Source organism: Pseudocitrobacter cyperus, assembly GCF_039889165.1.
Taxonomy (GTDB): Bacteria; Pseudomonadota; Gammaproteobacteria; order Enterobacterales; family Enterobacteriaceae; genus Pseudocitrobacter; species Pseudocitrobacter cyperus.
Map to the genome: position 1 here is coordinate 84,092 of NZ_JAYMYY010000001.1, position 21,386 is coordinate 105,477.

At 51.9% G+C, this 21,386-nt stretch carries 20 protein-coding genes; 9 read left to right on the forward strand and 11 right to left on the reverse strand.

The genetic code is table 11. The features are described from left to right. The first annotated feature begins 16 nt into the window (after window positions 1-16). Complete coding sequence (gene ptrB, locus VSR74_RS00455) at window positions 17-2,077, forward strand: oligopeptidase B (protein ID WP_347792874.1); 2,061 nt, start codon at window positions 17-19, stop codon at window positions 2,075-2,077. Between the two features lies 1 nt (window position 2,078). Here the strand turns inward: ptrB and exoX are convergent, their stop codons facing one another. The 3 genes from exoX to VSR74_RS00470 form a co-directional block, all read right to left on the reverse strand. Further along, window positions 2,079-2,738, reverse strand: a complete 660-nt coding sequence (gene exoX, locus VSR74_RS00460) for an exodeoxyribonuclease X (protein WP_347792875.1) — start codon at window positions 2,736-2,738, stop codon at window positions 2,079-2,081. Between the two features lie 23 nt (window positions 2,739-2,761). After that, window positions 2,762-3,430, reverse strand: coding sequence for a carbon-nitrogen hydrolase family protein (locus VSR74_RS00465; RefSeq protein WP_347792876.1), 669 nt, complete (start codon window positions 3,428-3,430; stop codon window positions 2,762-2,764). 98 nt (window positions 3,431-3,528) lie between these two features. Beyond that, a complete protein-coding gene (locus tag VSR74_RS00470; RefSeq protein WP_347792877.1) occupies window positions 3,529-3,759 on the reverse strand; it encodes a DNA polymerase III subunit theta in 231 nt (76 codons plus the stop codon). Window positions 3,760-3,895: 136 nt separating this feature from the next. On the opposite strand from VSR74_RS00470, the gene yobA reads away from it, so the two are divergent. The 3 genes from yobA to VSR74_RS00485 are packed head-to-tail and all read left to right on the forward strand — an operon-like array spanning window position 3,896 to window position 5,488. Further along, window positions 3,896-4,270 (forward strand): CopC domain-containing protein YobA, encoded by a 375-nt coding sequence (gene yobA, locus VSR74_RS00475; RefSeq protein WP_347792878.1) that lies wholly within the window; start codon window positions 3,896-3,898, stop codon window positions 4,268-4,270. Window position 4,271: 1 nt separating this feature from the next. Next, window positions 4,272-5,135 carry a copper homeostasis membrane protein CopD gene (gene copD, locus VSR74_RS00480; protein ID WP_347792879.1) on the forward strand — a complete coding sequence of 288 codons (864 nt, stop codon included), beginning with the start codon at window positions 4,272-4,274 and terminating at the stop codon, window positions 5,133-5,135. 14 nt (window positions 5,136-5,149) lie between these two features. Then, window positions 5,150-5,488 carry a YebY family protein gene (locus VSR74_RS00485; RefSeq protein WP_347792880.1) on the forward strand — a complete coding sequence of 113 codons (339 nt, stop codon included), beginning with the start codon at window positions 5,150-5,152 and terminating at the stop codon, window positions 5,486-5,488. 387 nt (window positions 5,489-5,875) lie between these two features. Here the strand turns inward: VSR74_RS00485 and VSR74_RS00490 are convergent, their stop codons facing one another. Further along, window positions 5,876-6,475 carry a serine acetyltransferase gene (locus tag VSR74_RS00490; RefSeq protein ID WP_347792881.1) on the reverse strand — a complete coding sequence of 200 codons (600 nt, stop codon included), beginning with the start codon at window positions 6,473-6,475 and terminating at the stop codon, window positions 5,876-5,878. A 107-nt stretch (window positions 6,476-6,582) separates the two neighbouring features. Then, the gene (locus VSR74_RS00495) at window positions 6,583-7,581 is read right to left on the reverse strand and encodes a glycosyltransferase family 2 protein (RefSeq protein WP_347792882.1); all 999 of its coding nucleotides are present in this window, start codon (window positions 7,579-7,581) and stop codon (window positions 6,583-6,585) included. 680 nt (window positions 7,582-8,261) lie between these two features. Here VSR74_RS00495 and lpxP point away from each other — a divergent pair. Next, on the forward strand, window positions 8,262-9,194 hold the full coding sequence (lpxP, locus tag VSR74_RS00500; RefSeq protein ID WP_347794326.1) for a kdo(2)-lipid IV(A) palmitoleoyltransferase: 933 nt from the start codon (window positions 8,262-8,264) through the stop codon (window positions 9,192-9,194). Between the two features lie 9 nt (window positions 9,195-9,203). Here lpxP and VSR74_RS00505 read toward each other — a convergent pair whose 3' ends face one another. The 5 genes from VSR74_RS00505 to yebS all read right to left on the reverse strand — a co-directional run bounded on the left by VSR74_RS00505 (window position 9,204) and on the right by yebS (window position 15,280). After that, on the reverse strand, window positions 9,204-9,395 hold the full coding sequence (locus tag VSR74_RS00505) for a YdfD/YebW family protein (RefSeq protein ID WP_231827023.1): 192 nt from the start codon (window positions 9,393-9,395) through the stop codon (window positions 9,204-9,206). Between the two features lie 127 nt (window positions 9,396-9,522). Then, window positions 9,523-9,762, reverse strand: a complete 240-nt coding sequence (locus VSR74_RS00510) for a YebV family protein (protein ID WP_347792883.1) — start codon at window positions 9,760-9,762, stop codon at window positions 9,523-9,525. Window positions 9,763-9,879: 117 nt separating this feature from the next. Further along, window positions 9,880-11,316 (reverse strand): 16S rRNA (cytosine(1407)-C(5))-methyltransferase RsmF, encoded by a 1,437-nt coding sequence (rsmF, locus tag VSR74_RS00515; protein ID WP_347792884.1) that lies wholly within the window; start codon window positions 11,314-11,316, stop codon window positions 9,880-9,882. A 78-nt stretch (window positions 11,317-11,394) separates the two neighbouring features. Then, window positions 11,395-14,028, reverse strand: a complete 2,634-nt coding sequence (locus VSR74_RS00520; protein ID WP_347792885.1) for a PqiB family protein — start codon at window positions 14,026-14,028, stop codon at window positions 11,395-11,397. Beyond that, window positions 13,997-15,280 (reverse strand): membrane integrity lipid transport subunit YebS, encoded by a 1,284-nt coding sequence (yebS, locus tag VSR74_RS00525; protein WP_347792886.1) that lies wholly within the window; start codon window positions 15,278-15,280, stop codon window positions 13,997-13,999. The genes VSR74_RS00520 and yebS overlap by 32 nt, the downstream gene beginning before the upstream one ends. Window positions 15,281-15,424: 144 nt before the next feature. Between yebS and VSR74_RS00530 the strand changes: the two genes are divergently transcribed. The 4 genes from VSR74_RS00530 to htpX all read left to right on the forward strand — a co-directional run bounded on the left by VSR74_RS00530 (window position 15,425) and on the right by htpX (window position 19,848). Beyond that, entirely contained in the window at window positions 15,425-15,922 is a 498-nt protein-coding gene (locus VSR74_RS00530) for a GAF domain-containing protein (RefSeq protein WP_347792887.1), read from the forward strand. Between the two features lie 97 nt (window positions 15,923-16,019). Next, window positions 16,020-16,694, forward strand: coding sequence for an RNA chaperone ProQ (gene proQ / locus VSR74_RS00535; RefSeq protein WP_347792888.1), 675 nt, complete (start codon window positions 16,020-16,022; stop codon window positions 16,692-16,694). A gap of 19 nt (window positions 16,695-16,713) precedes the next feature. Then, window positions 16,714-18,762 (forward strand): carboxy terminal-processing peptidase, encoded by a 2,049-nt coding sequence (gene prc / locus VSR74_RS00540; RefSeq protein WP_347792889.1) that lies wholly within the window; start codon window positions 16,714-16,716, stop codon window positions 18,760-18,762. A 201-nt stretch (window positions 18,763-18,963) separates the two neighbouring features. Next, window positions 18,964-19,848, forward strand: coding sequence for a protease HtpX (htpX, locus tag VSR74_RS00545; RefSeq protein WP_347792890.1), 885 nt, complete (start codon window positions 18,964-18,966; stop codon window positions 19,846-19,848). A gap of 43 nt (window positions 19,849-19,891) precedes the next feature. On the opposite strand, the gene VSR74_RS00550 is transcribed toward htpX, so the two are convergent. Next, window positions 19,892-21,265 (reverse strand): MFS transporter, encoded by a 1,374-nt coding sequence (locus VSR74_RS00550; RefSeq protein WP_347792891.1) that lies wholly within the window; start codon window positions 21,263-21,265, stop codon window positions 19,892-19,894. Window positions 21,266-21,386: the final 121 nt, after the last annotated feature.

The following is a 21,386-nucleotide window of genomic DNA, read 5'->3' on the forward strand; positions in this document are numbered from 1 at the left end:
ACAGAAGAATAATGAGATGCCGCCAAAAGCGAAAAAAATTCCCCACGCCATGACGCTACATGGCGATACGCGTATCGACAACTATTTCTGGCTGCGTGACGACAGTCGCACGCAGCCAGAGGTTCTCGATTATCTGCATCAGGAAAATGATTACGGGAAAACGGTGATGGATTCCCGGCGCGAACTCCAGGAGCGCGTGCTGAAGGAGATTATCGATCGTATCCCTCAGCGCGAAGAGTCTGCGCCCTATACGAAAAATGGTTATCGCTATCGCCAGATTTATGAGCCGGGCTGCGAGTATGCGATTTATCAGCGCCAGTCGGTGCAGAAAGGGGAGTGGGAAGCGTGGGAGTTATTGCTTGATGCTAATCAACGTGCTGCCCACAGCGAGTTTTACACCCTCGGCGGGATGACCATTTCGCCAGATAATGCGCTGCTGGCAATCACCGAGGATTATCTTTCCCGACGTCAGTATGGCCTGCGTTTTTGTAATCTGCTGACGGGGAACTGGTATCCCGAAGTGCTGGAGAATGTCTCTCCGGGCATCGTGTGGGTTAATGATTCGCAAACGCTCTATTACGTTCGCAAGCACCCTACCACGCTTCTGCCATGGCAGGTATGGCGACACACTATCGGTACGCCCGCACAGCAGGATACGCTGGTGTATGAGGAGAAGGACGATACCTTTTACGTCAGTTTGCATAAAACCTCCTCACAGCACTATATAGTTATCGCGCTCTCCAGTGCCACCACCAGCGAAATGCGTCTGCTTGATGCCGAACTGCCGGATGCGGAACCTATTATCTTCCTGCCGCGACGTAAGGATCATGAATACAGCGTCGATCACTTCCAGCATAACTTCTATATTCGCTCGAACCGTGAAGGGAAAAATTTTGGTCTTTATCGCAGTAAAGTGCGTGATGAAACACAGTGGCAGACACTGATCCCCGCCCGCGATGATGTGATGCTGGAGAGTTTTACCCTGTTTACCGACTGGCTGGTGCTGGAGGAGCGGCAGCGCGGTCTGACCAGCCTGCGGCAGATTAATCGCCATACCCATGAAGAAACCGGCATCGCTTTTGATGACCCGGCGTATGTGACCTGGGTGGCCTATAACCCTGAACCGGAAACTTCCCGCTTGCGTTATGGGTATTCATCGATGACCACGCCCGATACGTTGTTTGAACTGGATATGGATACCGGCGAGCGGCAGGTATTGAAACAACAGGAAGTGAAGGGCTTTGATGCCGCGCTTTATCAAAGTGAGCATCACTGGATCACCGTGCGTGATGGCGTGGAAGTGCCGGTATCTCTGGTTTATCATCGCGAACATTTCCGTAAAGGGAAAAATCCGCTGTTGGTGTACGGCTATGGGTCGTATGGTGCCAGCATGGATGCTGATTTCAGCAGTAGCCGCCTGAGCCTGCTCGACCGTGGGTTTGTCTACGCAATTGCCCACGTGCGCGGAGGCGGGGAACTTGGCCAGCAATGGTATGAAGATGGTAAATTCCTGAAGAAGAAAAACACGTTTACCGATTATCTGGATGTTACCGATGCGCTGCTGGCGCAGGGTTACGGCGATGCGAAACTCTGTTATGGGATGGGGGGCAGCGCGGGAGGAATGCTGATGGGCGCCGCAATCAATATGCGGCCTGAGCTGTTCCACGGCGTCGTCGCCCAGGTGCCTTTTGTTGATGTCGTCACCACCATGCTGGATGAGTCTATTCCACTGACGACGGGCGAGTTTGAAGAGTGGGGCGATCCGCGGGATGAAACCTACTATCACTATATGAAGTCGTACAGCCCTTACGATAACGTGCAGCCGATGGCGTATCCACATATGCTGGTGACTACCGGGCTGCACGATTCCCAGGTGCAATACTGGGAACCGGCAAAATGGGTGGCGAAATTGCGCGAGCAGAAAACCGACGACAATCTTTTACTGCTATGTACGGATATGGACTCCGGGCATGGCGGCAAGTCGGGACGCTTCAAAAGCTATGAAGGCGTGGCGCTTGAGTTTACGTTCCTGATTGCGCTGGCACAGGGGACGCTACCCGGCAGAACGGCGCGGTAAACTACTCACCCAGATAGTGCTTTAAGGTCAGGCGTAATTCCGGGCTCATCCGATCCAGGTTGTTGAATAACCAACGCAAATAACCTGGATCGTTCTCCGCGATTTCAGCAACCTCTTTACCGCGATATTTACCAAAGGTGAAAGTACGCAGTAAGGCGGGACGCCCGGTGACCTCTGCCATTTGATCCGGCGACCAACCTGAAACCTGAATAATATCAATCAGCAGGGCCGCCGTAATATAACAATCGTAAAGCGCCCGGTGATGATGCAGACCCGGCGGCGTGACCACGCTCAGTTTCCGGGATTTGTAGAGCGCCATATTGCTGTATTTGATTCCAGGCCACAGTCGACGCGCCATTTTCATGGTGCAGATCCACTCGCCGTTCATCTCCGGCAGCACGCGACGATCGAAACTGGCGTTATGCGCGACATACCACGGGCTGCCCTGATAAACAGGCAGCACTTCTTCAATCCATGGTTTGTCGGCAACCATCTCTTCGGTGATGCGATGTATAGCCATTGCCTGCGGGCTGATGGGGCGATCAGGACGCACAAGGTGACTCATTGGGTTGGTGATTTTCCCATCAACGACATCCACAGAGGCTATCTCAACGACGCCTCCCTGCAGGTCGCAGGTTTCGGTATCGATCACGCGTAACATGGCTTACTCCCGGCCAAAAGAACCTAGCGTAATGGAATGATGTCACCTTGCCAACCCTGGGCGCTTTTTCTGCCAGTCACTAACAGTTCGCCCTGGTCTGCGCGAACGATTAATTGCCCGGTTTCATCCCACAGCGCGCTGCCGCCGGAAAAATAGTCGCAACTGTAGTTTGATTTCAGTACCGCGATGGCATGCTTGCGGGCGAACCATTGCAGACGCTGGGTGTTAAGGCTCTGCTGCGACTCCACCGTGCTGGTTAGCGTGGCTAAGAGCGAGGCCTGGGGTGCAAGGTCGCAGCCGTCATTATTGAGGTTAAAAACGCTGATATAGTGCGATTCAGGCGTGAGACAGGTACCGTTTCCCTGCAGGCAGGTGTAGGGCTTCAGGGCATCGGGCGCGAATATCGCGACACCTTTTCGCCGCTGGCCGTTTTCCTCAACGGGTAGCCCTGCGATGATCGTCATCTGATGACGCCGGGCTGCATCGGTTAACGGTTGCAACTGAGCATCACTGAGAGGCGAGGGGAGTTCCTGCTTATCATTCGGGCCCGTCAGTGACAGTTCAGGGAAAATTAATACCTTGCAATCAAGGTGAGCGGCAGCGTCAATAAAACGCAGATGATGGGCGATATTTTCGGCGATACTGCCGTCCCGTGGTGCATATTGCGCTGCAGCGATAGACCATGCCAGCATAGTTGCTTCCTTCAACAAGAGGTCAGGGGGTCGTTACTTCAGAATTTCCCTAGAAGTTTACACCGATCGCCGTAAGGAAGTGTAACCATGGGTAAGAATTATTTTTGTTTCGGTTCGTAAGGCAAACGAGACAGCGAAACGGAAGCCAGACGATGGGCAATTAAACGCTCGCGAAACCAGTCGCGCAGGTGTTCGGGTTGTTCACGCTCTACCACCTCTGCGATGACCGGCATGTTATAACGCTCCTTAAAGGCAACGCCAGCGGCGGCCAGATCAACGTTAACTTTGTCCATCTCATGCTGAGGAAGTTTTGCCAGATTTGTATGCATCAGATTCTCTCCTTTTCAGGGCGCAACGTTACTTATAGTCTCGTAGAATGGCAAGCTTAATGGCGGCTTATCTCGACTCGGGAATTATACAAGGTTATTCTTTCTGCTACATCCATAACAAAAGGGAATGAACAATATGGGAAACATGTCTGCTCGCGCCTTCAGCGCTATGCTTTTTCTGACCTGCTCACTCTCTGCGCCAGGCGTCTGGGCTCATGCCCATTTGCAACAGCAAACGCCAGCGGCGGACAGTGAAATCACTGCGACACCGCAGTCGCTGACGCTCAATTTTTCAGAAGGTGTTGAATCGCGCTTTAGTGCAATAACCGTCACCGATCCTGAGGGGAAGACGGTTGATACGGGCAAAGTGGTTCGCAGTGAAACGAACAAAGCGGAACTGAGTATCCCGTTTAACCAGCCGTTGTCGGCCGGGGTTTACACCGTCAAGTGGCATGTGGTGTCGGTTGATGGCCATAAAACCCAGGGCCATTATCAGTTTCGCGTGAAATAAGATGCTGACGACGTTCTACGTTGGATTACGTTTTGTTCATTTCGCCGCCCTTATCTCCGTGCTGGGCTGTGCGCTCTATGGCGGCTGGTGGGCGCCTGCGGCGCTGCGGCGTCTGTTTACCCAGCGTTTTTCTCAACTGATTCACTCCTCATTACTGGTTGGTACCGTGTCGGCGGTGCTGATGATGATGGTGCAGGGGGGATTAATGGGCGATGGCTGGGGAGACGTCTGGCAGCCGGACGTGTGGCTGGCTGTTGCGACGACGCAGTTTGGCAGCGTCTGGATCTGGCAGATTGTGCTGGCCGGCGTAGCGCTGGTCGTTGGCTGGGTGAAACCGCGCCAGATGATGCGGTTGTTGCTTCTCCTGACCGCCGCACAGTTTATTTTACTGGCCGGAACCGGGCATTCGGCGATGCGTGACGGGATCATGGGGGCGATTCAGCGGAGTAACCACGCGCTGCATCTCCTCTTCGCCGCAAGCTGGCTCGGCGGACTGCCGCCTTTTCTTTACTGTCTGCGGCTGGCAAAGGGACGCTGGCGGCAGGCGGCCATCTATACCATGATGCGTTTTTCGCGCTACGGGCATGTGGCTGTGGCGGGCGTGGTGCTGACGGGGGTTATTAATGCGTTGCTCATCCAGAACGGCTGGCCGCTGGATACCGCTTATAGCCGGATGTTGCTGATAAAATGCGCGCTGGTGGCGGTGATGGTGGTCATTGCGCTGGTGAACCGCTATGTTGTGGTGCCGCGAATGGCGCAGTCGACGACACAACGTTTTTTCCTGCGAGCGACGCAGATGGAACTTGTTCTTGGGGCGCTGGTACTGGCATCTGTCAGTCTGTTCGCTACATGGGAACCTTTTTAAACAATGGCGAAGATATGAAAAAAATCGTTCTTACTTTTTTATTGTTCACCGCTGCGGGCTCAGCGCTGGCAGCCCCTCAAATCATTACCGTGAGTCGTTTCGAGGTGGGGAAAGATAAGTGGGCATTTAATCGGGAAGAGGTGATGCTGACCTGTCGCCCGGGTAACGCGCTGTATGTGATTAACCCGAGTACCCTGGTGCAGTATCCGCTCAATGACATCGCTGAAACGCAGGTCAAAGCGGGTAAAACGACGGCACAACCGCTGAGCATCATACAAATTGATGATCCTGCGCATCCGGGCGAGAAAATGAGCCTTGCGCCATTTATTGAACGCGCCGAAAAACTTTGCTGATTGCCAAAAATATCTAATTGATTCCAAATAAAAAACCGCCACCATTTCTGAAATGGTCTGGCGGTTTTTTGTATCGTATGCCGTTTTTATCGCCTGAATTTTCCGGGCGCTTTCGACGCGGACTGGAAAACCTGGCACGGTCATCTATTCTTATAGAGCAAGGCGACTTAGCCTGCATTAATGCCAACTTTTAGCGCACGGCTCTCTCCCAAGAGCCATTTCCCTGGACCGAATACAGGAATCGTATTCGGTCTCTTTTTATCAGGCGGGAACCGCCGATAAACAACCTGACCCGGGGAACCTTCTTAACGGGTCATTCCTTGCGGTTATACCACACCTCTCGCCACATTAACAATTATTTTACAAAAAATGTGGCGCCCTGGAAGGTTAGTCGCGAACGTTGTCTATCAACGCAGAATTATCCGGGGATGACCCTTCTCTGATGTCGATGACACTCTCTTTTCTGGTGTAGTAAGTACAATTATCCGGAATGTCCTTGCTGATAAAAGACATCGCCCCTACCAGGACATTACTGCCAATGGTGAGTTCGTCGGCGATGATGCAACTGTTTGCACCAATCATGACATTATCGCCGATGATGATTTTGTACTCGTCATCGGGTTTGCCAAGGGTTTTTATACCGATAGTGGTGTTTTGACGCAGGGTAAAGTTTTTGCCAACATCGCAATAAGAGGTTACGACGATGCCATTGTAATGTGCAATGAATAAGCCGGGTTGAATTTTGGCTGCAAGGCCAATTTCCGTATTGTAGTGTCGGATTAAACGCCTGTTCAGATAAACGGCAAACTTCTTAACGCGTTTATTACCGGTTGCGTGAAGATATGAGGCTATGCGCCACCAAAAAAGAAATCTCCGCTTAGGCTGGCGCCAGGCGTGCCGGATTGCGCGAGGCCATGTGAATTTTTTATCCTTTCCGCCGATGACTTCAACTCTGAGACATTCTTTTAAAAATTCTTTTTCTAACATGAAATCCTCAAACGCAGCCTGGTTGGTGGCGCCACAGTGATCTTTTTTTGTGTATAGTGTGAACACTGTGGCCTGGAGATAGGATTTTACTGACTACGCACCGAATATCAAAATTTTTTCTTTCGCAGGCAGAAATACATCGCCCATATAAATTTATTTTTACATTGTAGTATTTTATATTTTTTTGCTTCTTTACGGGCTAAGCGGTTTATTTCTTCATTAGAAAGTTTAAGGAAGCCATTATTTAAATAATTTAAAACTACAGCGTAGTGCCTTGACTGTAATAATGCCCAGAGGAATTTTATTTTAGCAGCGAACGCAGCATTTCTGAGGAGTGGCGCAATGGCTTCTCTTTCGCTCTCCGGGCACCACTGGTTGATCGAGTCATAAATGACCTGCATCGCTAATGCATTATGTTCATATTCAGTTTTCGACCATGTGGCGTTCATGACCGAATCGTCTCGCCAGGTTTGATGGTAAAGATATTTTTGTACGGCATAGAGATGTGTTTTTGCTAAAATCGTATAAGTGAAAAGGAGATCTTCACCTAATTTTAGATCAGGATTGAATCTGATATTTTCCGCAATCAGGAACGTTCTGCGAATGAGTACACCGCCCAGATGAAAAAGCATCTCCCGCTGGATTCGCTGAGCTAATAAATATCCCTCCTGGAATTTATTTGGCTTGAGATTAACGCCTTTTTTCCCTCCCTGATGGCAGCCGCAGTAAACTACATCAGCCTGAGTTTCTGCCTGGCGAGTAAGCAGGTTTTCCAGAAAGTCGGGCGCAACGTGATCGTCGCTATCGATAAAGATACAAAACTCACCTTGTGCATGATCAAAACCAGCGTTACGTGCAGCCGAGACTCCGGCATTCACTTGCTGAATAAGTTTCAGGTTGAGTTGGTCATCACTGCCATATTTACTTACAACTGCGCTGGTTGCGTCACGGGAACCATCATCAACAACGATGACCTCGAAATCTTTTATTGTTTGCTTGAGTAAAGAATCCAGCAGAATATGAATAAATTCAGCAGAGTTATATGCCGGAATGATGATTGATACAGTAGGGGTGTCAGTCATAACAGGATTTACATTTTCTTTCATAACGTTAACTTGTTACGGTAGTCTCATTGGCTGGTGTAGTAAGTTGATTTTAAATAAATTTTGTACGTACTTTTTTGCTGCGCATGGTAGCAAATTACAGAACCCGCCGCCAGAGTTTGTCGTGTCCAGTTTAGGTTTTAGAAACATACCGCATCTAATTATTAGCACGATAATTTATTGGGGGGTGTTATGGGCTCTGGTAATTTTATGGAACTGAATCAGGAATTAGCGCAGAGGCGCTTTTAATTTGCTTAATAAACCAGGAACAATCTGGTGGAGGATGTTAATCAACAATTAGGTTCACCTTTTTGGTTTGCCTGGCAATGTTACGGGTGGGAGCCATTTTCAGAAATGACTGAGAAATCATGTTTTTCGCCTTTGCACACCACAGAATGCTGGTTTTCAGCGGGGGGAGAGGGATTTATAGCTCTAATGTAATCGTGTGGTGGACGCAAATCTCTCTATCCTTTTTGTACAAAAAAGTGCATGCTGGCGGCGAGTTGAGCTACAGCCTTCCGGTAAGTTTTTCCTGTTTTTGGGATTGTTTTGTAAAGTCTTGTCCCCACAGGGAATTAGCCGAACGTATTTCTGTCAAACTCTTATACGTATCGCATAATGACAGATGAACGGATTCGTTTTTTCCTTACGCGTTACTTTTTTTCATGCTTCAGGAAAAAATGATGTCTAAAGATTTTGATATCCAGTTATTGCATCCGCGTAACTGGACAACGTGGTTTGGCCTGGGTGTGCTGTGGCTTATCGTCCAGCTTCCTTATCCTTTATTACATACCCTCGGTTCTACGGTGGGTAAAATGTCCCGTCGCTTCCTTAAACGCCGTGAACGTATCGCTGCGCGTAATATTGAGCTTTGCTTCCCGCAAATGGATGCCGCGTCACGTGAAGCGTTGCTGCAGCAGAATTTCATGTCGTTGGGTATGGGGTTAATCGAAACCGGCATGGCCTGGTTCTGGAGCGATGCGCGGGTTAAGAAATGGTTTGATGTTGAAGGCTATGAACATCTGACGAATGCGCTGAAAGAGCAGCGCGGTGTGATGGTGGTGGGCGTTCACTTTATGTCTCTGGAACTGGGGGGCAGGGTGATGGGGTTGTGCCGCCCGATGATGGCAACCTATCGCCGACACAATAATCCATTAATGGAGTGGGTGCAGACTACCGGGCGCCTGCGTTCCAATAAAGCGATGATCGATCGCCGCAATCTGCGTGGTCTGGTTCAGGCTCTGAAAGCCGGTGAAGCCGTATGGTTCGCCCCGGATCAGGATTATGGCCCTAAAGGCAGCGTCTTTGCGCCATTCTTTTCAGTCAACGAAGCCGCGACCACTAACGGAACCTGGGTGCTTTCGCGTCTGTCCGGTGCGGCAATGCTCAGTATTACGATGGTGCGTAAGGCGGATAAGAAAGGCTATGTATTGCATATCAGTGAAGTGATGTCTGATTATCCGGTCAATGATGAGTTCGATGCGGCCAGCTATATGAATAAAATCATCGAGAAAGAGATTTTACGTGCGCCGGAACAATATCTTTGGGTGCACAGACGTTTTAAAACTCGCCCCCGCGGTGAAGCGTCACTCTATCATGCGGCTTCGCCGCACTAACCACCGCGACTAAAAGTCGCTATATTCGTGGGCGGGATACCAAAACCCGTCCACAAAATCCTCAATCGGAAAACACCCCCCACGGCGTAGACGTTGATCCTCCATCGCCGCAACGCATTGCTTTTCCGAGTTATATACGTCCACGACAATATCATCGCAGCCACCGTCAAGGTAGCAGATGAACAAAACCAGTGCGAACATCCTGCCCTCAGTCTGATAAAAATGGTGACACAACGGATCCGTTAAGTATTAAGTGTAGGGGATGAAGGGCGGTGACGGGAAAGGTTATGCAAATAAATAACCCGCCTGTGGGCGGGTTCCTTTTGAGTTATGCGAAGCGCAAAACCCAGGCATCAGAACGCTGGTCGTAATGTTTACGGTAGAGGACGGAGTGTTCGCCGTTGAGTACGGCAGGGACGCTGGTATCGGCATCCCAGGCGTCTAACTGCATGCATAAATCAGGATCGGATTTACAGGGAATGCTTAACGTTCGTTCACCTTGCTGCCCGGCGTGCAGCTCGGCATCATCTATCTCGAATGCGCCAATGCGCACATTGGTTTTACTCATGATGCTCTCCGTTGATCTGCTGTTAGTGTGGTATGACCAGTTCAGGTCGCCCATTTCTTAGCGTAGACAACGAAGAGAATATCGCCAGTAAAAAAGTGCGCAATTTTTGCGCGGCGCTCAGGGCTTTTCGGCAAAAAGTTTGCCATCGCGCACCAGTTCTCGCGGATAACTGTTTTTCAGCCGGGCGTTAATTCGTTTCGCCAGCCCCAGCGGGAACCCCTGGAAAGTGACGATCACATCATCGTATTTTGGGTTATTTTCCGGGTAGATATCACGCCCGCGGTACCACTCCTCAGCTTCCGTTTGCGTCAGCTCATGACCATTTTTGTCACTTTTGGCCAGTGCGATGACGGCTTCGTGCTGCCAGCGATAGCCTTTGTTATGCGTCTCTGCAAGCTTGAGCCCGATACGCGAGAAACGGACTTTTCCGAGCAGGGGCTCAATTTCAGCCGGGAAGAGCCAAATTTCTTTATCACGTTGCCAGAGAGAGAGGGCGTCATTCCAGTGAAGCCCGACTTTACCGGCAGCATCGACCACAGCGGCCGCTTCACGGGTTTTCAGCGGGGTAAAAGGGAATTTACCGACTTTATAACCTGGCGCAGGCAGGGGCTCAACGTGAGCCGTTTTACGCAAACGAGCGACAAAGAATCCTTCGCAATCGTAAATTTGCGGGAAGACGTGCAGATAGCCTTCCGGCGTCAGCGCTTTCTCTGCTGTCGGGAAGAGCGCAGATAACGACTCAATTTCGACGGCCTGTGGATACTGTGCCAGTAGCCAGGCCAGCACGGATTCGTTTTCATCGCGATTCAGTGTACAGGTCGAATAGACCAACGTGCCGCCGGGACGCAGCGCGTGGAAAGCGCTGTCGATCAATTCGCGCTGTGTGGCGGCAATCTCCAGATTGCTTTGTGGCGACCAGTTTTTCAGCGCATCAGGATCTTTACGGACGACACCTTCGCCAGAGCATGGCGCATCAAGCAGAATGGCATCGAAGCTTTCCGGCACGGCTGCGCCAAAAACACGGCCATCAAAGTGGGTCAGCGCCACGTTAGCGATACCACAGCGGCTGAGATTGGCGTGCAGCACTTTAACCCGACTGGCGGAGTATTCATTGGCGAGAATTGCGCCCTGATTACCCATTTTTGCCGCGATTTGTGTCGTTTTGGAACCCGGTGCCGCCGCGACATCCATTACCCGCTCTGGCATCTTTTCACCTGCAAACAGTGCGGCGACGGGCAACATTGAACTCGCTTCCTGAATATAAAACAGGCCGCTCAGGTGTTCGGCGGTACTGCCTAAAGGCAGTGACTCTTCGTCTTCCCGCTCGATCCAGAAACCTTCCGCACACCAGGGCACTGGCGTGAGCTGCCAGCCATAAGGGGCAACCAGCACCAGAAAATCCGCCACGCTGATTTTCAACGTATTTACGCGGATGCTACGGCGCAGCGGACGCTGACAGGCGGCAATAAAATCGTCGAAGGAGAGATGGGTGGGCATCGCTTCACGCATTTGTGAAAGGAATGCATCAGGAAGATAAACAGAGTTTTGAGCCACAGGGGAGTACCACACGTAAACAGAGAGCGCGCAGTTTAACATAAACGCTCCGGTGAAGAGACACCGGAGCGTTCAGCATTAACGCGGCAGGGCCGTTCCCCATTGACGCCACTCTTTCGGCTCTTCTTCCTGGAGCAGGAAGTGTTTGCCTGCCTGTGCTTTCGGCGCCAGCGGCGTACCTGGCGGTGTGGCAAAGGCAATACCACCACGGATGAACTGGTTGAAGGTGCCGGTTTTCACCACGCCGCCCGTCAGACCGAAATCGAGACTGTAACCGGACGCCAGCCAGAAGACCGAGTTGTTTCGCACCAGATGCTGATAGCGCTGACTGATACGTAGTTCAACCATTACGCGATCCGACAGGGAGCCTAACGTCAGACCCGTTACTGTTCCCACTTCAATGCCCCTGAACAGCACAGGTGTACCGATGCCCAGAGAACCCGCCTCTGGCGCTTCCACCACCAGGTTCAGGCCGTCGAGGTAGCGGGAGTCTGCGATAGTGGCTTCCTGTAGTTCGAAGTCACGACGCGGAGAACCTTGCCCCATCTCAACGTTGATATAGGGTTGCAGGATGGTATCGAGATGCTCAACGCCCGCAGCGGAAATTTGTGGGGTGACTACCGAGAAGCGGCTACCGCGACGCGCGAAGGTATTCACATATTCCGGGTAGAGTACCGCTCGAGCCTGTACTTCATTGCGCCCGGTGTTGAGTTCCAGCGTTTGCACCTGGCCGATATCAATGCCCAGATAGCGAATGGGCATACCCGCCGCCAGCTTACCGGCATCAAATGCATGCAGGGTGATTTGACCGCCGACAGCACGAGCAGCGGTTTCTGAAGCGAACAGAATACGTTTGTCACCTTTACGCGTGTTTCGGGCAGCCCCGCTCAGGTTATCAAAGCTGATAGCCCCTTTCAGCGCCCGAGAAAGAGGGGATGCCTGTACGGTCAAACCACTGCCGTTAAGCTGAACTTTCGCTCCGCCTTCGGCCCAGAAAACGCTATCTGGTGTCAACAGGGCGCGATATTCCGGCTTGATATGCAACGAGATATCAAAAGCGTTGGCGCGTGGGCTGACGGTGATCACTTCCCCTACTTCAAACTTGCGATACAGCACCACGGAACCGGCCTGGATGTCCGGGAGGGTCTCTGCCGTCAGGGTGAGGGTAGAGGTTGGCAGCTCGCTCAGGCTATTCTCCTGGGCTTTCTCAAGGTTTGCATAAAGCGGGTAGTCCGCTTTCATCTCACCTTTTTCACCCGGCAGAATACGAATGCCGCCGCTCAGCCACTCATTGGCGCTGGCGCCAAGGAACTCAACGCCATCCAGCCCAACTTTCACATCGACGCGGCTGTTAACCACAAATTTGCTGTCGCCGTGAATCAATTCGCGATATTGCGGCTCAACCGCAATAGTGAACGTTACGCCTTTGCGGGTCAGTTTACGTTCCATTACCTGACCCACCTTCACACCATGCAGGATCAACGGCTGCCCGGCATCAATGCCATAGCTTTCCGGCGCACTCAGGGATAGCGTCAGCACATCCGGCTGCTGTAGCAGCGTTTTGCTGGCAGGAAGGACATTAAATTCGCTACGGGGCTCGCCTTCGCCAGGAATCAGCGCAAAGGTACTCCCCGTGAGGAGCATACTCAGATTCGTGTTCTCAAGAGAGAGCTTCGGCTCCTGCAATTCAATCCGCGTTTTATCGCGCAGAAGAGTGACCACGCTGGGATCAACGGTCATTTCTCCGGTCACTGAACTGTCCGGGTTAAGCTGCAGTTTGGTCAGTTGCCCTACTTCGAGTCCCTGGTAGAGCAGGGGAGTTGATCCCGCTTTCAGCCCCTGGGCACTGGGAAGTTGCAACTTAACCAGTACGCCGCGTTGGCTGTGCGCGAGGTCTTCATACAAACCGTATTCATCGTTTTGTGCGGCAACTTCGGAGTTCTCCGGCGAGTCGAAGGCAATGGCGCCATTGACCAGCGCCGTTAAGCTTTCTAACTGCACTTTCGCCCCACTCAAATCCACGTCAGCTTTGATACCGGACACATTCCAGAAGCGAGAGCCTTTTTTCACCAGATTGGTGAAGCGACGTTCGATCAATACATCGATAGTCACGCCACGTTTGTTGGCGTTGATAGCATAATCGTACACTCGTCCGACCGGAATTTTGCGGTAGTAGACCAATGAGCCGCTGCTAAGAGAACCCAGATCGGGAGCGTGCAGGTGAATCATTAATTCGCCGTTATTCAGCCGATATTTCGGCTGCGTGTCTAACGCGGTGAAGTGGTCGCGGGCTTTACCTTTGCCGGGCATCATGCCGATATAGTTACCGCCGACCAGCGCATCCAGCCCGGAGACGCCAGCCAGCGAGGCTTTTGGCGTCACTAACCAGAATTGTGTGTCATCCCGCAGTGCGTCTTCCATATCATTTTTGATGCTGGCTTTCACTTCGATACGATTCAGGTCTTTAGTAAGACGAATCTCCTGTACCGTGCCGACTTCTACCCCCTGATAACGCACGGGCGTTCGGCCCGGCACGATACCGTCCGCCGACATAAAATCGATGGTGATGGTGGTGCCGCGATCTTCGTAGCTATTCCAGATAAGCCAGCCTGCAATCATCAGCGCAATGATAGGCAATAACCAGAATGGCGATAGGCGACGTTTAATTTTAATTCTCGCTTCAGTCGGCGAAGCGGGCGTTTCCTGACTCATGAGCGTCCCAAAGTAAGCGGCTGTCCAGCCAATTAACAGCAAGAATAGTCAAAATAACCGCAGCACCGAAATAAAACGCTGCCGGGCCCATGGTAAATGCGAGAAGTTGATCGCGATTAATCAGCGACATGGTCAATGAGATCACAAATAAATCCAGCATCGACCAGCGACCAATCCACGTCACAAAGCGCAGTAAGAGTATACGAGTGCGTAAACCTTGCTCACATTTAGAATGGATACTAATGAGTAGTGTAAACAGCACAATAATTTTGGTAAACGGTACCAGAATGCTGGCGAAGAATACCACGGCAGCGACGGCAACGTTACTGTCAGCCAGAGAGAGGATCCCCGACATGATGGTATCCTCCTGTCGCCCGCCGTTGACATAAATAATGGAAATCGGCAAAAAGTTTGCTGGCAATAAAAACACCACCGAGGCGATAAGTGCGGCCCAACACTTTTGTAAACTCTGGCGGCGACGGCGATAGAGCGGAACGTGACAGCGATGGCAGCGGCCGCGTGAATCAGGAAAACCTGTGTAGTGACAGTCGAGGCACACCATCAGCCCTTCATTAGGCCGGGTGGCAGGGCGTTGAGGATAAAAGCGCTCCCATAGCTCCTCGATGTTCAAATGAATCAGCGTCAGGATGCTAAGTATCACCAGCGAAATAAAGGCCAGCAGACCGAGCCCCGGTTGCAGGAATGCATAGTCCTGAACCTTAATCGAGGCAACCGCAATGCCCACCAGATAGATATCCAGCATCACCCACTCTTTAAGTTTCTCAAGCATCAACAGCACCGGGCGCAGGTTCATACCCAGGATATTGCCGAGCCAGAGATAGGCGATGGCGACAACCAGCACCGCAGGCGCGGCAATGCTACAAAACAGAACCATTGCTGCGGTGATAGGGTCGCCCTGAGCGGTCATCTGCTGAATGCCGTGTAATACATTTGCGTCAATACGCACCCCAAGGAGGTGCAGACGTAATAAGGGCTCGCTCCAGGCAAAGGGCATCAGCAGCAGCATGGCGATCGCCATTGCGCCCAGCCGCGTCAGAGACCAGTCACGGCCATCGCGGATTTTGGCATCGCAGCGCGGGCAATAGGCGCATTGGTGCGATTTTACGACCGGTAACTGAAAAAGCATATCGCACTGCGGGCAACGTTGATATTGTGCCTGCGGGATCGGGTCGCCGATCGCATGGATACGAATTTTATGAGCCGGTGTAAGGCGTGTTGTTTTTAGTGGCATTTATTACATCGTTGAATGAATGTATCTCTCTATCTTAACCCATGAATCGATTGAACTTGAGCCCTGACGCATTTAATGCTTATTTTATAGGGGTATGTGCCGTCCATGGGGCCGGTGATTGAAGTAGACAATATTGGTTTAATAATGAACAAAACAGAGTTTTACGCGGATTTGAACCGTGATTTTCAGGCATTGATGGCAGGTGAGACGAGTTTTCTGGCGGTAATCTCCAACACCAGTGCGTTGCTTTTTGAACGACTGACTGATGTCAACTGGGCCGGTTTTTATCTACTGGAAGGCGATACGCTGGTGCTGGGGCCATTCCAGGGCAAGCTGGCCTGCGTGCGCATCCCGGTTGGAAGGGGCGTTTGCGGCACGTCTGTCGCGAAAAACCAGGTACTGCGTGTGGATGATGTCCATGCATTCGATGGCCATATCGCCTGTGATAGTGCCAGCAACGCCGAAATCGTTCTACCGCTGGTGGTGAACGGGCAGGTGATTGGCGTGCTTGACATTGATAGCCCAACCTTTTCTCGCTTTGACGAAGACGACGAAAAAGGGCTGCGTGAGCTGGTTGCACATCTTGAAAACGTGCTTGCCGCCACCGATTATCAAAAATTCTTTGCACCCATCGAAGGATAATCAACGGATAACGTAGCATTTAGCGATAGCGTCATTATAATGACGCCTGTTCATGCCTGCGGCTTGTTGGCTACGTCCGTTGTAATCAGGAAATTTCATGGAAAATCAACCTAAGTTGAATAGCAGTAAAGAAGTTATCGCATTTCTGGCCGAACGTTTTCCGCACTGCTTCAGTGCTGAAGGTGAAGCTCGTCCTCTGAAAGTCGGTATTTTTCAGGATCTTGTCGAGCGCGTTAATGGTGAAATGAACCTCAGCAAAACGCAATTACGTTCCGCATTACGTCTCTATACCTCAAGCTGGCGCTATCTGTACGGTATCAAAGCTGGTGCAGTACGAGTCGATCTCGACGGTAACCCTTGTGGTGAACTTGATGAGCAGCATGTTGCTCATGCGCGTCAGCAGCTTGAAGAAGCCAAAGCACGCGTGCAGGCGCAGCGCGCTGAACAGCAGGCGAAAAAGCGCGAAGCTGCCGCTGCTGCGGGTGAAACTGAAGCACCTCGTCGTGAGCGTAAGCCACGTCCGCCGGTCCGCCGTAAGGAAGGGGCTGAGCGTAAACCACGCGATGCAAAACCAGCCGCTAAAGCCGTGCGTGAAGAAAAGCTTACTCCTGTTTCCGACATTTCTGCGCTGACCGTTGGTCAATCCCTGAAAGTCAAAGCGGGCAATAACGCAATGGACGCCACGATTCTGGAAATCACCAAAGATGGTGTCCGCGTACAGCTTACTTCTGGTATGTCAATGATAGTACGCGCAGAACACCTGGTGTTCTGAAACGGAGGCCGGGCCAGGCATGAACAAACTTTTTAGGCTCTCCGCCCTTGCTGGCCTGTTTTTAATAACAGGCCACGCCTTAGCGGTGGAAGATATTACCCGTGTTGATCAAATTCCGGTTCTTAAGGAAGAGACACAGCACGCAACGGTGAGCGAGCGCGTAACGTCGCGCTTTACCCGTTCCCACTATCGTCAGTTCGATCTTGACCAGTCTTTTTCTGCAAAAATATTTGATCGCTATCTGAATCTGCTCGATTACAGCCACAACGTGCTGCTTGCCAGCGATGTCGAGCAATTCGCGGCGAAGAAAGGGCAGATTGGCGATGAGTTGCGCTCCGGCAAGCTCGATGTTTTTTACGATCTCTACAATCTGGCGCAAAAACGACGTTTCGAACGTTATCAGTACGCGCTGAAAGTGCTTGAACGTCCGATGGACTTCACCGGCAACGACACCTTCAATCTTGACCGGGCTAAAGCGCCATGGCCGAAAGATGAAGCTGAGCTGAATGCGCTCTGGGATGGGAAGGTCAAGTTCGATGAACTGAGCCTGAAGCTGACCGGGAAAGATGAAAAAGAGATCCGCGAAACCCTGACGCGCCGTTATAAATTCGCGATTCGCCGTCTGGCGCAAACGAACAGTGAGGACGTTTTCTCGCTGGCGATGACTTCATTCGCCCGTGAAATCGACCCGCACACCAACTATCTCTCTCCGCGTAACACTGAGCAGTTTAATACCGAAATGAGCCTTTCTCTGGAAGGTATCGGTGCGGTGCTGCAGATGGATGATGACTATACGGTTATCAACTCGATGGTTGCCGGTGGCCCGGCGGCGAAGAGCAAGTCTATCAGCGTCGGCGACAAAATCGTCGGTGTTGGTCAGGCGGGTAAGGGCATGGTCGACGTGATTGGCTGGCGCCTGGATGATGTGGTCGCACTGATTAAAGGGCCGAAGGGCAGTAAAGTTCGCCTGGAAATCCTACCTGCGGGTAAAGGGGCAAAAACCAAAACTGTCACCCTGACGCGTGAACGTATCCGTCTGGAAGACCGCGCCGTGAAGATGTCGGTGAAAACCGTTGGTAAAGAGAAAGTCGGCGTACTCGACATTCCGGGCTTCTATGTTGGCCTGACGGAAGACGTCAAGGTACAGTTGCAGAAGCTGGAAAAACAGAACGTCAGCAGCGTTATTATCGACCTGCGTAGCAACGGCGGCGGCGCACTGACGGAAGCCGTATCGCTTTCCGGTTTGTTTATCCCTTCAGGCCCGGTTGTGCAGGTGCGTGATAACAACGGTAAAGTGCGCGAAGACAGCGATAACGACGGCGTGGTTTACTACAAAGGGCCGCTGGTGGTGCTGGTTGACCGCTTTAGCGCCTCGGCCTCGGAAATCTTTGCTGCGGCAATGCAGGATTATGGTCGTGCTTTGATCGTCGGTGAACCGACCTTTGGTAAAGGTACCGTGCAGCAGTATCGCTCTCTGAACCGCATTTACGATCAGATGCTGCGTCCTGAGTGGCCTGCGCTGGGGTCGGTGCAGTACACCATTCAGAAGTTCTACCGCATTAACGGCGGCAGTACGCAGCGTAAAGGTGTGACGCCGGATATCCTGATGCCGACCGGTTCGGAAGAGACGGAAACGGGTGAGAAGTTTGAAGATAACGCATTGCCGTGGGACAGCATCGACGCGGCGACCTATGTGAAGTCTGACGATTTAACGCCGTTTGGCCCGGAACTGCTGAAACAGCATAATGCGCGAATTGCGAAAGATCCTGAGTTCCAGTACATCGTGAAGGATATCGCGCGCTTTAATGCGATGAAAGACAAACGCAACATCATCTCTCTGAACTACGCCCAGCGTGAGAAAGAGAACGAAGAAGATGATGCTACCCGTCTGGCGCGCGTTAACGATCGCTATAAGCGTGAAGGTAAACCATTGCTGAAGAAAATTGATGATCTGCCGAAGGATTATCAGGAACCGGATCCGTATCTCGATGAAACGGTGAATATTGCGGTTGACCTCGCCCATCTTGAAAAAGACAGGCCAGCGACAACGCCAGCAACCAGTAAGTAATTTCACTAAATGAAACAGGCACAAGAGATTGTGCCTGTTTTTTTACATCCTTAAACCGGGCGTAAGCAAGTGTGCGAAAAAATGTAAAGTTGTGTCTTTCTCGTGACTTACCCGCCATGGATAGTTGAAAATTGTATTAATACCCATACGATGTGGGTAATCGCATAGTGCGCTTTGTTAAAACGAGGTTAAAAGTAAATTATGATGCGAATCGCGCTCTTCCTGTTGACCAACCTGGCTGTGATGGTTGTGTTTGGGCTGGTGCTAAGCCTGACAGGAATACAGTCGAGCAGCATGACGGGCCTGTTGATTATGGCTCTGCTGTTTGGCTTTGGGGGTTCCATTGTTTCGCTGATGATGTCGAAATGGATGGCCCTGAAGTCGGTAGGTGGGGAAGTCATTGAGCAGCCGCGTAACGAAACGGAACGTTGGCTGATGGATACCGTCGCGCAACAATCGCGCCAGGCGGGGATTGGTATGCCGCAGGTGGCTATCTACCATGCGCCGGATATCAACGCTTTTGCAACCGGTGCGCGTCGTGATGCGTCCCTGGTGGCGGTCAGTACGGGTCTGTTGCAGAACATGAGCCGTGACGAAGCTGAAGCGGTTATCGCTCACGAAATCAGCCATGTGGCTAACGGCGACATGGTTACGATGACGCTCATTCAGGGGGTGGTAAACACCTTCGTGATCTTCATTTCACGCGTGATTGCGCAGATTGCCGCCGGTTTCCTGAGTGGCAACCGTGATGATGGCGAAGAGAGCAGCAATGGCAACCCGCTGATTTACTTTGGTGTTTCCATGGTGCTTGAACTGGTATTCGGTATTCTTGCCAGCATTATCACCATGTGGTTCTCCCGCCACCGTGAATTTCACGCCGATGCCGGTTCGGCCCGTCTGGTTGGTCGTGAGAAGATGATTGCCGCGCTGCAACGTCTGAAAACCAGTTATGAGCCACAGGAAGCCAGCAGCATGATGGCATTCTGCATCAACGGTAAGTCTAAAACGCTGAGTGAGTTGTTTATGACGCACCCACCGCTGGACAAGCGTATTGAAGCGCTGCGTACCGGTGAATACCTGAAATAATAAAAAAAGCGCCTGATTAAAGGCGCTTTTTTTCTGTGCCTGATTAGCGTTGCGCGCGCGGTTGTGTCACCCGCAATCCACTGAACAATGCCGCGACGACCGCCAGACTTCCCGCCAGCAGCAGCGAAACATGCGTTCCGCTGTCACCAAACGCATTAAACATCAATGCCACCAACGCGGCACCCGTGCTTTGACCAAGCAGGCGAGCGGTGCCCAGCATGCCACTGGCACCGCCGCTGCGCTGACGAGGCGCGGCAGAAATAATCGTATGGTTATTGGGGGACTGAAACAGACCAAAACCTGCCCCGCAAAGAATCATTCGCCAGATGATGTCGAGGTCTGAAGGCGAGGAGGGCAGCAGTGCAAGCGCAAATAATCCACAGGCCATGACCACCATTCCCAGCGCGCCAAGGAATCCGGCGTGCACTCGCTCGATCAGATAACCCGCCAGGGGCGCCATTACCATCGTTGCCAGCGGCCAGGGGGTTAGCAACAGACCTGTTTCGACTTCGCTGCGTCCCATCATGGTTTGCAGGAAAAAGGGCAGTGAAACCAGCGCCAGCATCTGAGCGCAGAATGAACAAATGGAGGTGCAAATCGACAATGAAAACAGCGGAATACGCAGTAAATCCACGGGCAGCAACGGCACCGGTAAGCGCAATTGCCGCCGGACAAAGAAAAAGCCGACAATCAGCAGCAGCACCACTTCTGCGACAACCTGAGTGATGGACTGCCCCTGAGCGAATCCACCAAGCGCGGTAATGAGCAGGCCAAAGGTTAAGGCATTCATTATCGCGCTGGGCAGGTCGAAGCGCGTTGCCTGGTTACGCGTGGCATTGTGCGGCAGATACCGTACCGCCAGCAGCCAGGAGAGGACGCCCAGCGGAATATTGACCAGGAACAACCATTGCCAGGAGGCGACAGAAAGGATGGCCGCTGCAATGGTCGGCCCGGCGGCAGAGGAGACGGCGACGACAAATGAGTTGACCCCCATCCCGCGGCCAAGCTGTCGTTGTGGGTAGATAAGCCTGATTAGCGCTGTATTCACACTCATCAACGCCGCGCCACCGAATCCCTGGGCGACGCGGGCGAGAGTCAGCATCTCCAGTGAACTTGAGAGGGCGCATAAACCGGAGGCGAGGGTAAAGGCGATAAGGCCAATTTTGTAGATCCGGTGGTAGCCAATCATGTCACCAAGAAAGGCCAGCGACAGCAGAGAGATAACGATAGCTATCTGATAGGCGTTGACTATCCAGATTGAGGCTGCCGGAGAGGCGTGGAGATCGCTGGCAATCGTTGGTAGCGCAACGTTAGCGATAGCCCCGTCGAGCACTGCCATGCTGATGCCGAGCACAATGGTCAGGATAGCGCCGTACCGTTGCGGTGCTGGCAGACCATCAGTAAGAGTTTTATCCATGTGAGAAGTGTGATTTTACGGAAATTATTAGTCAGGAAAATATTTTAGCATTGATTATTCGGCGGTATGTCGCAGATTTGTAACCAGGTTGCAGAAGATTCATTGCGACGAAGGCTTTGCG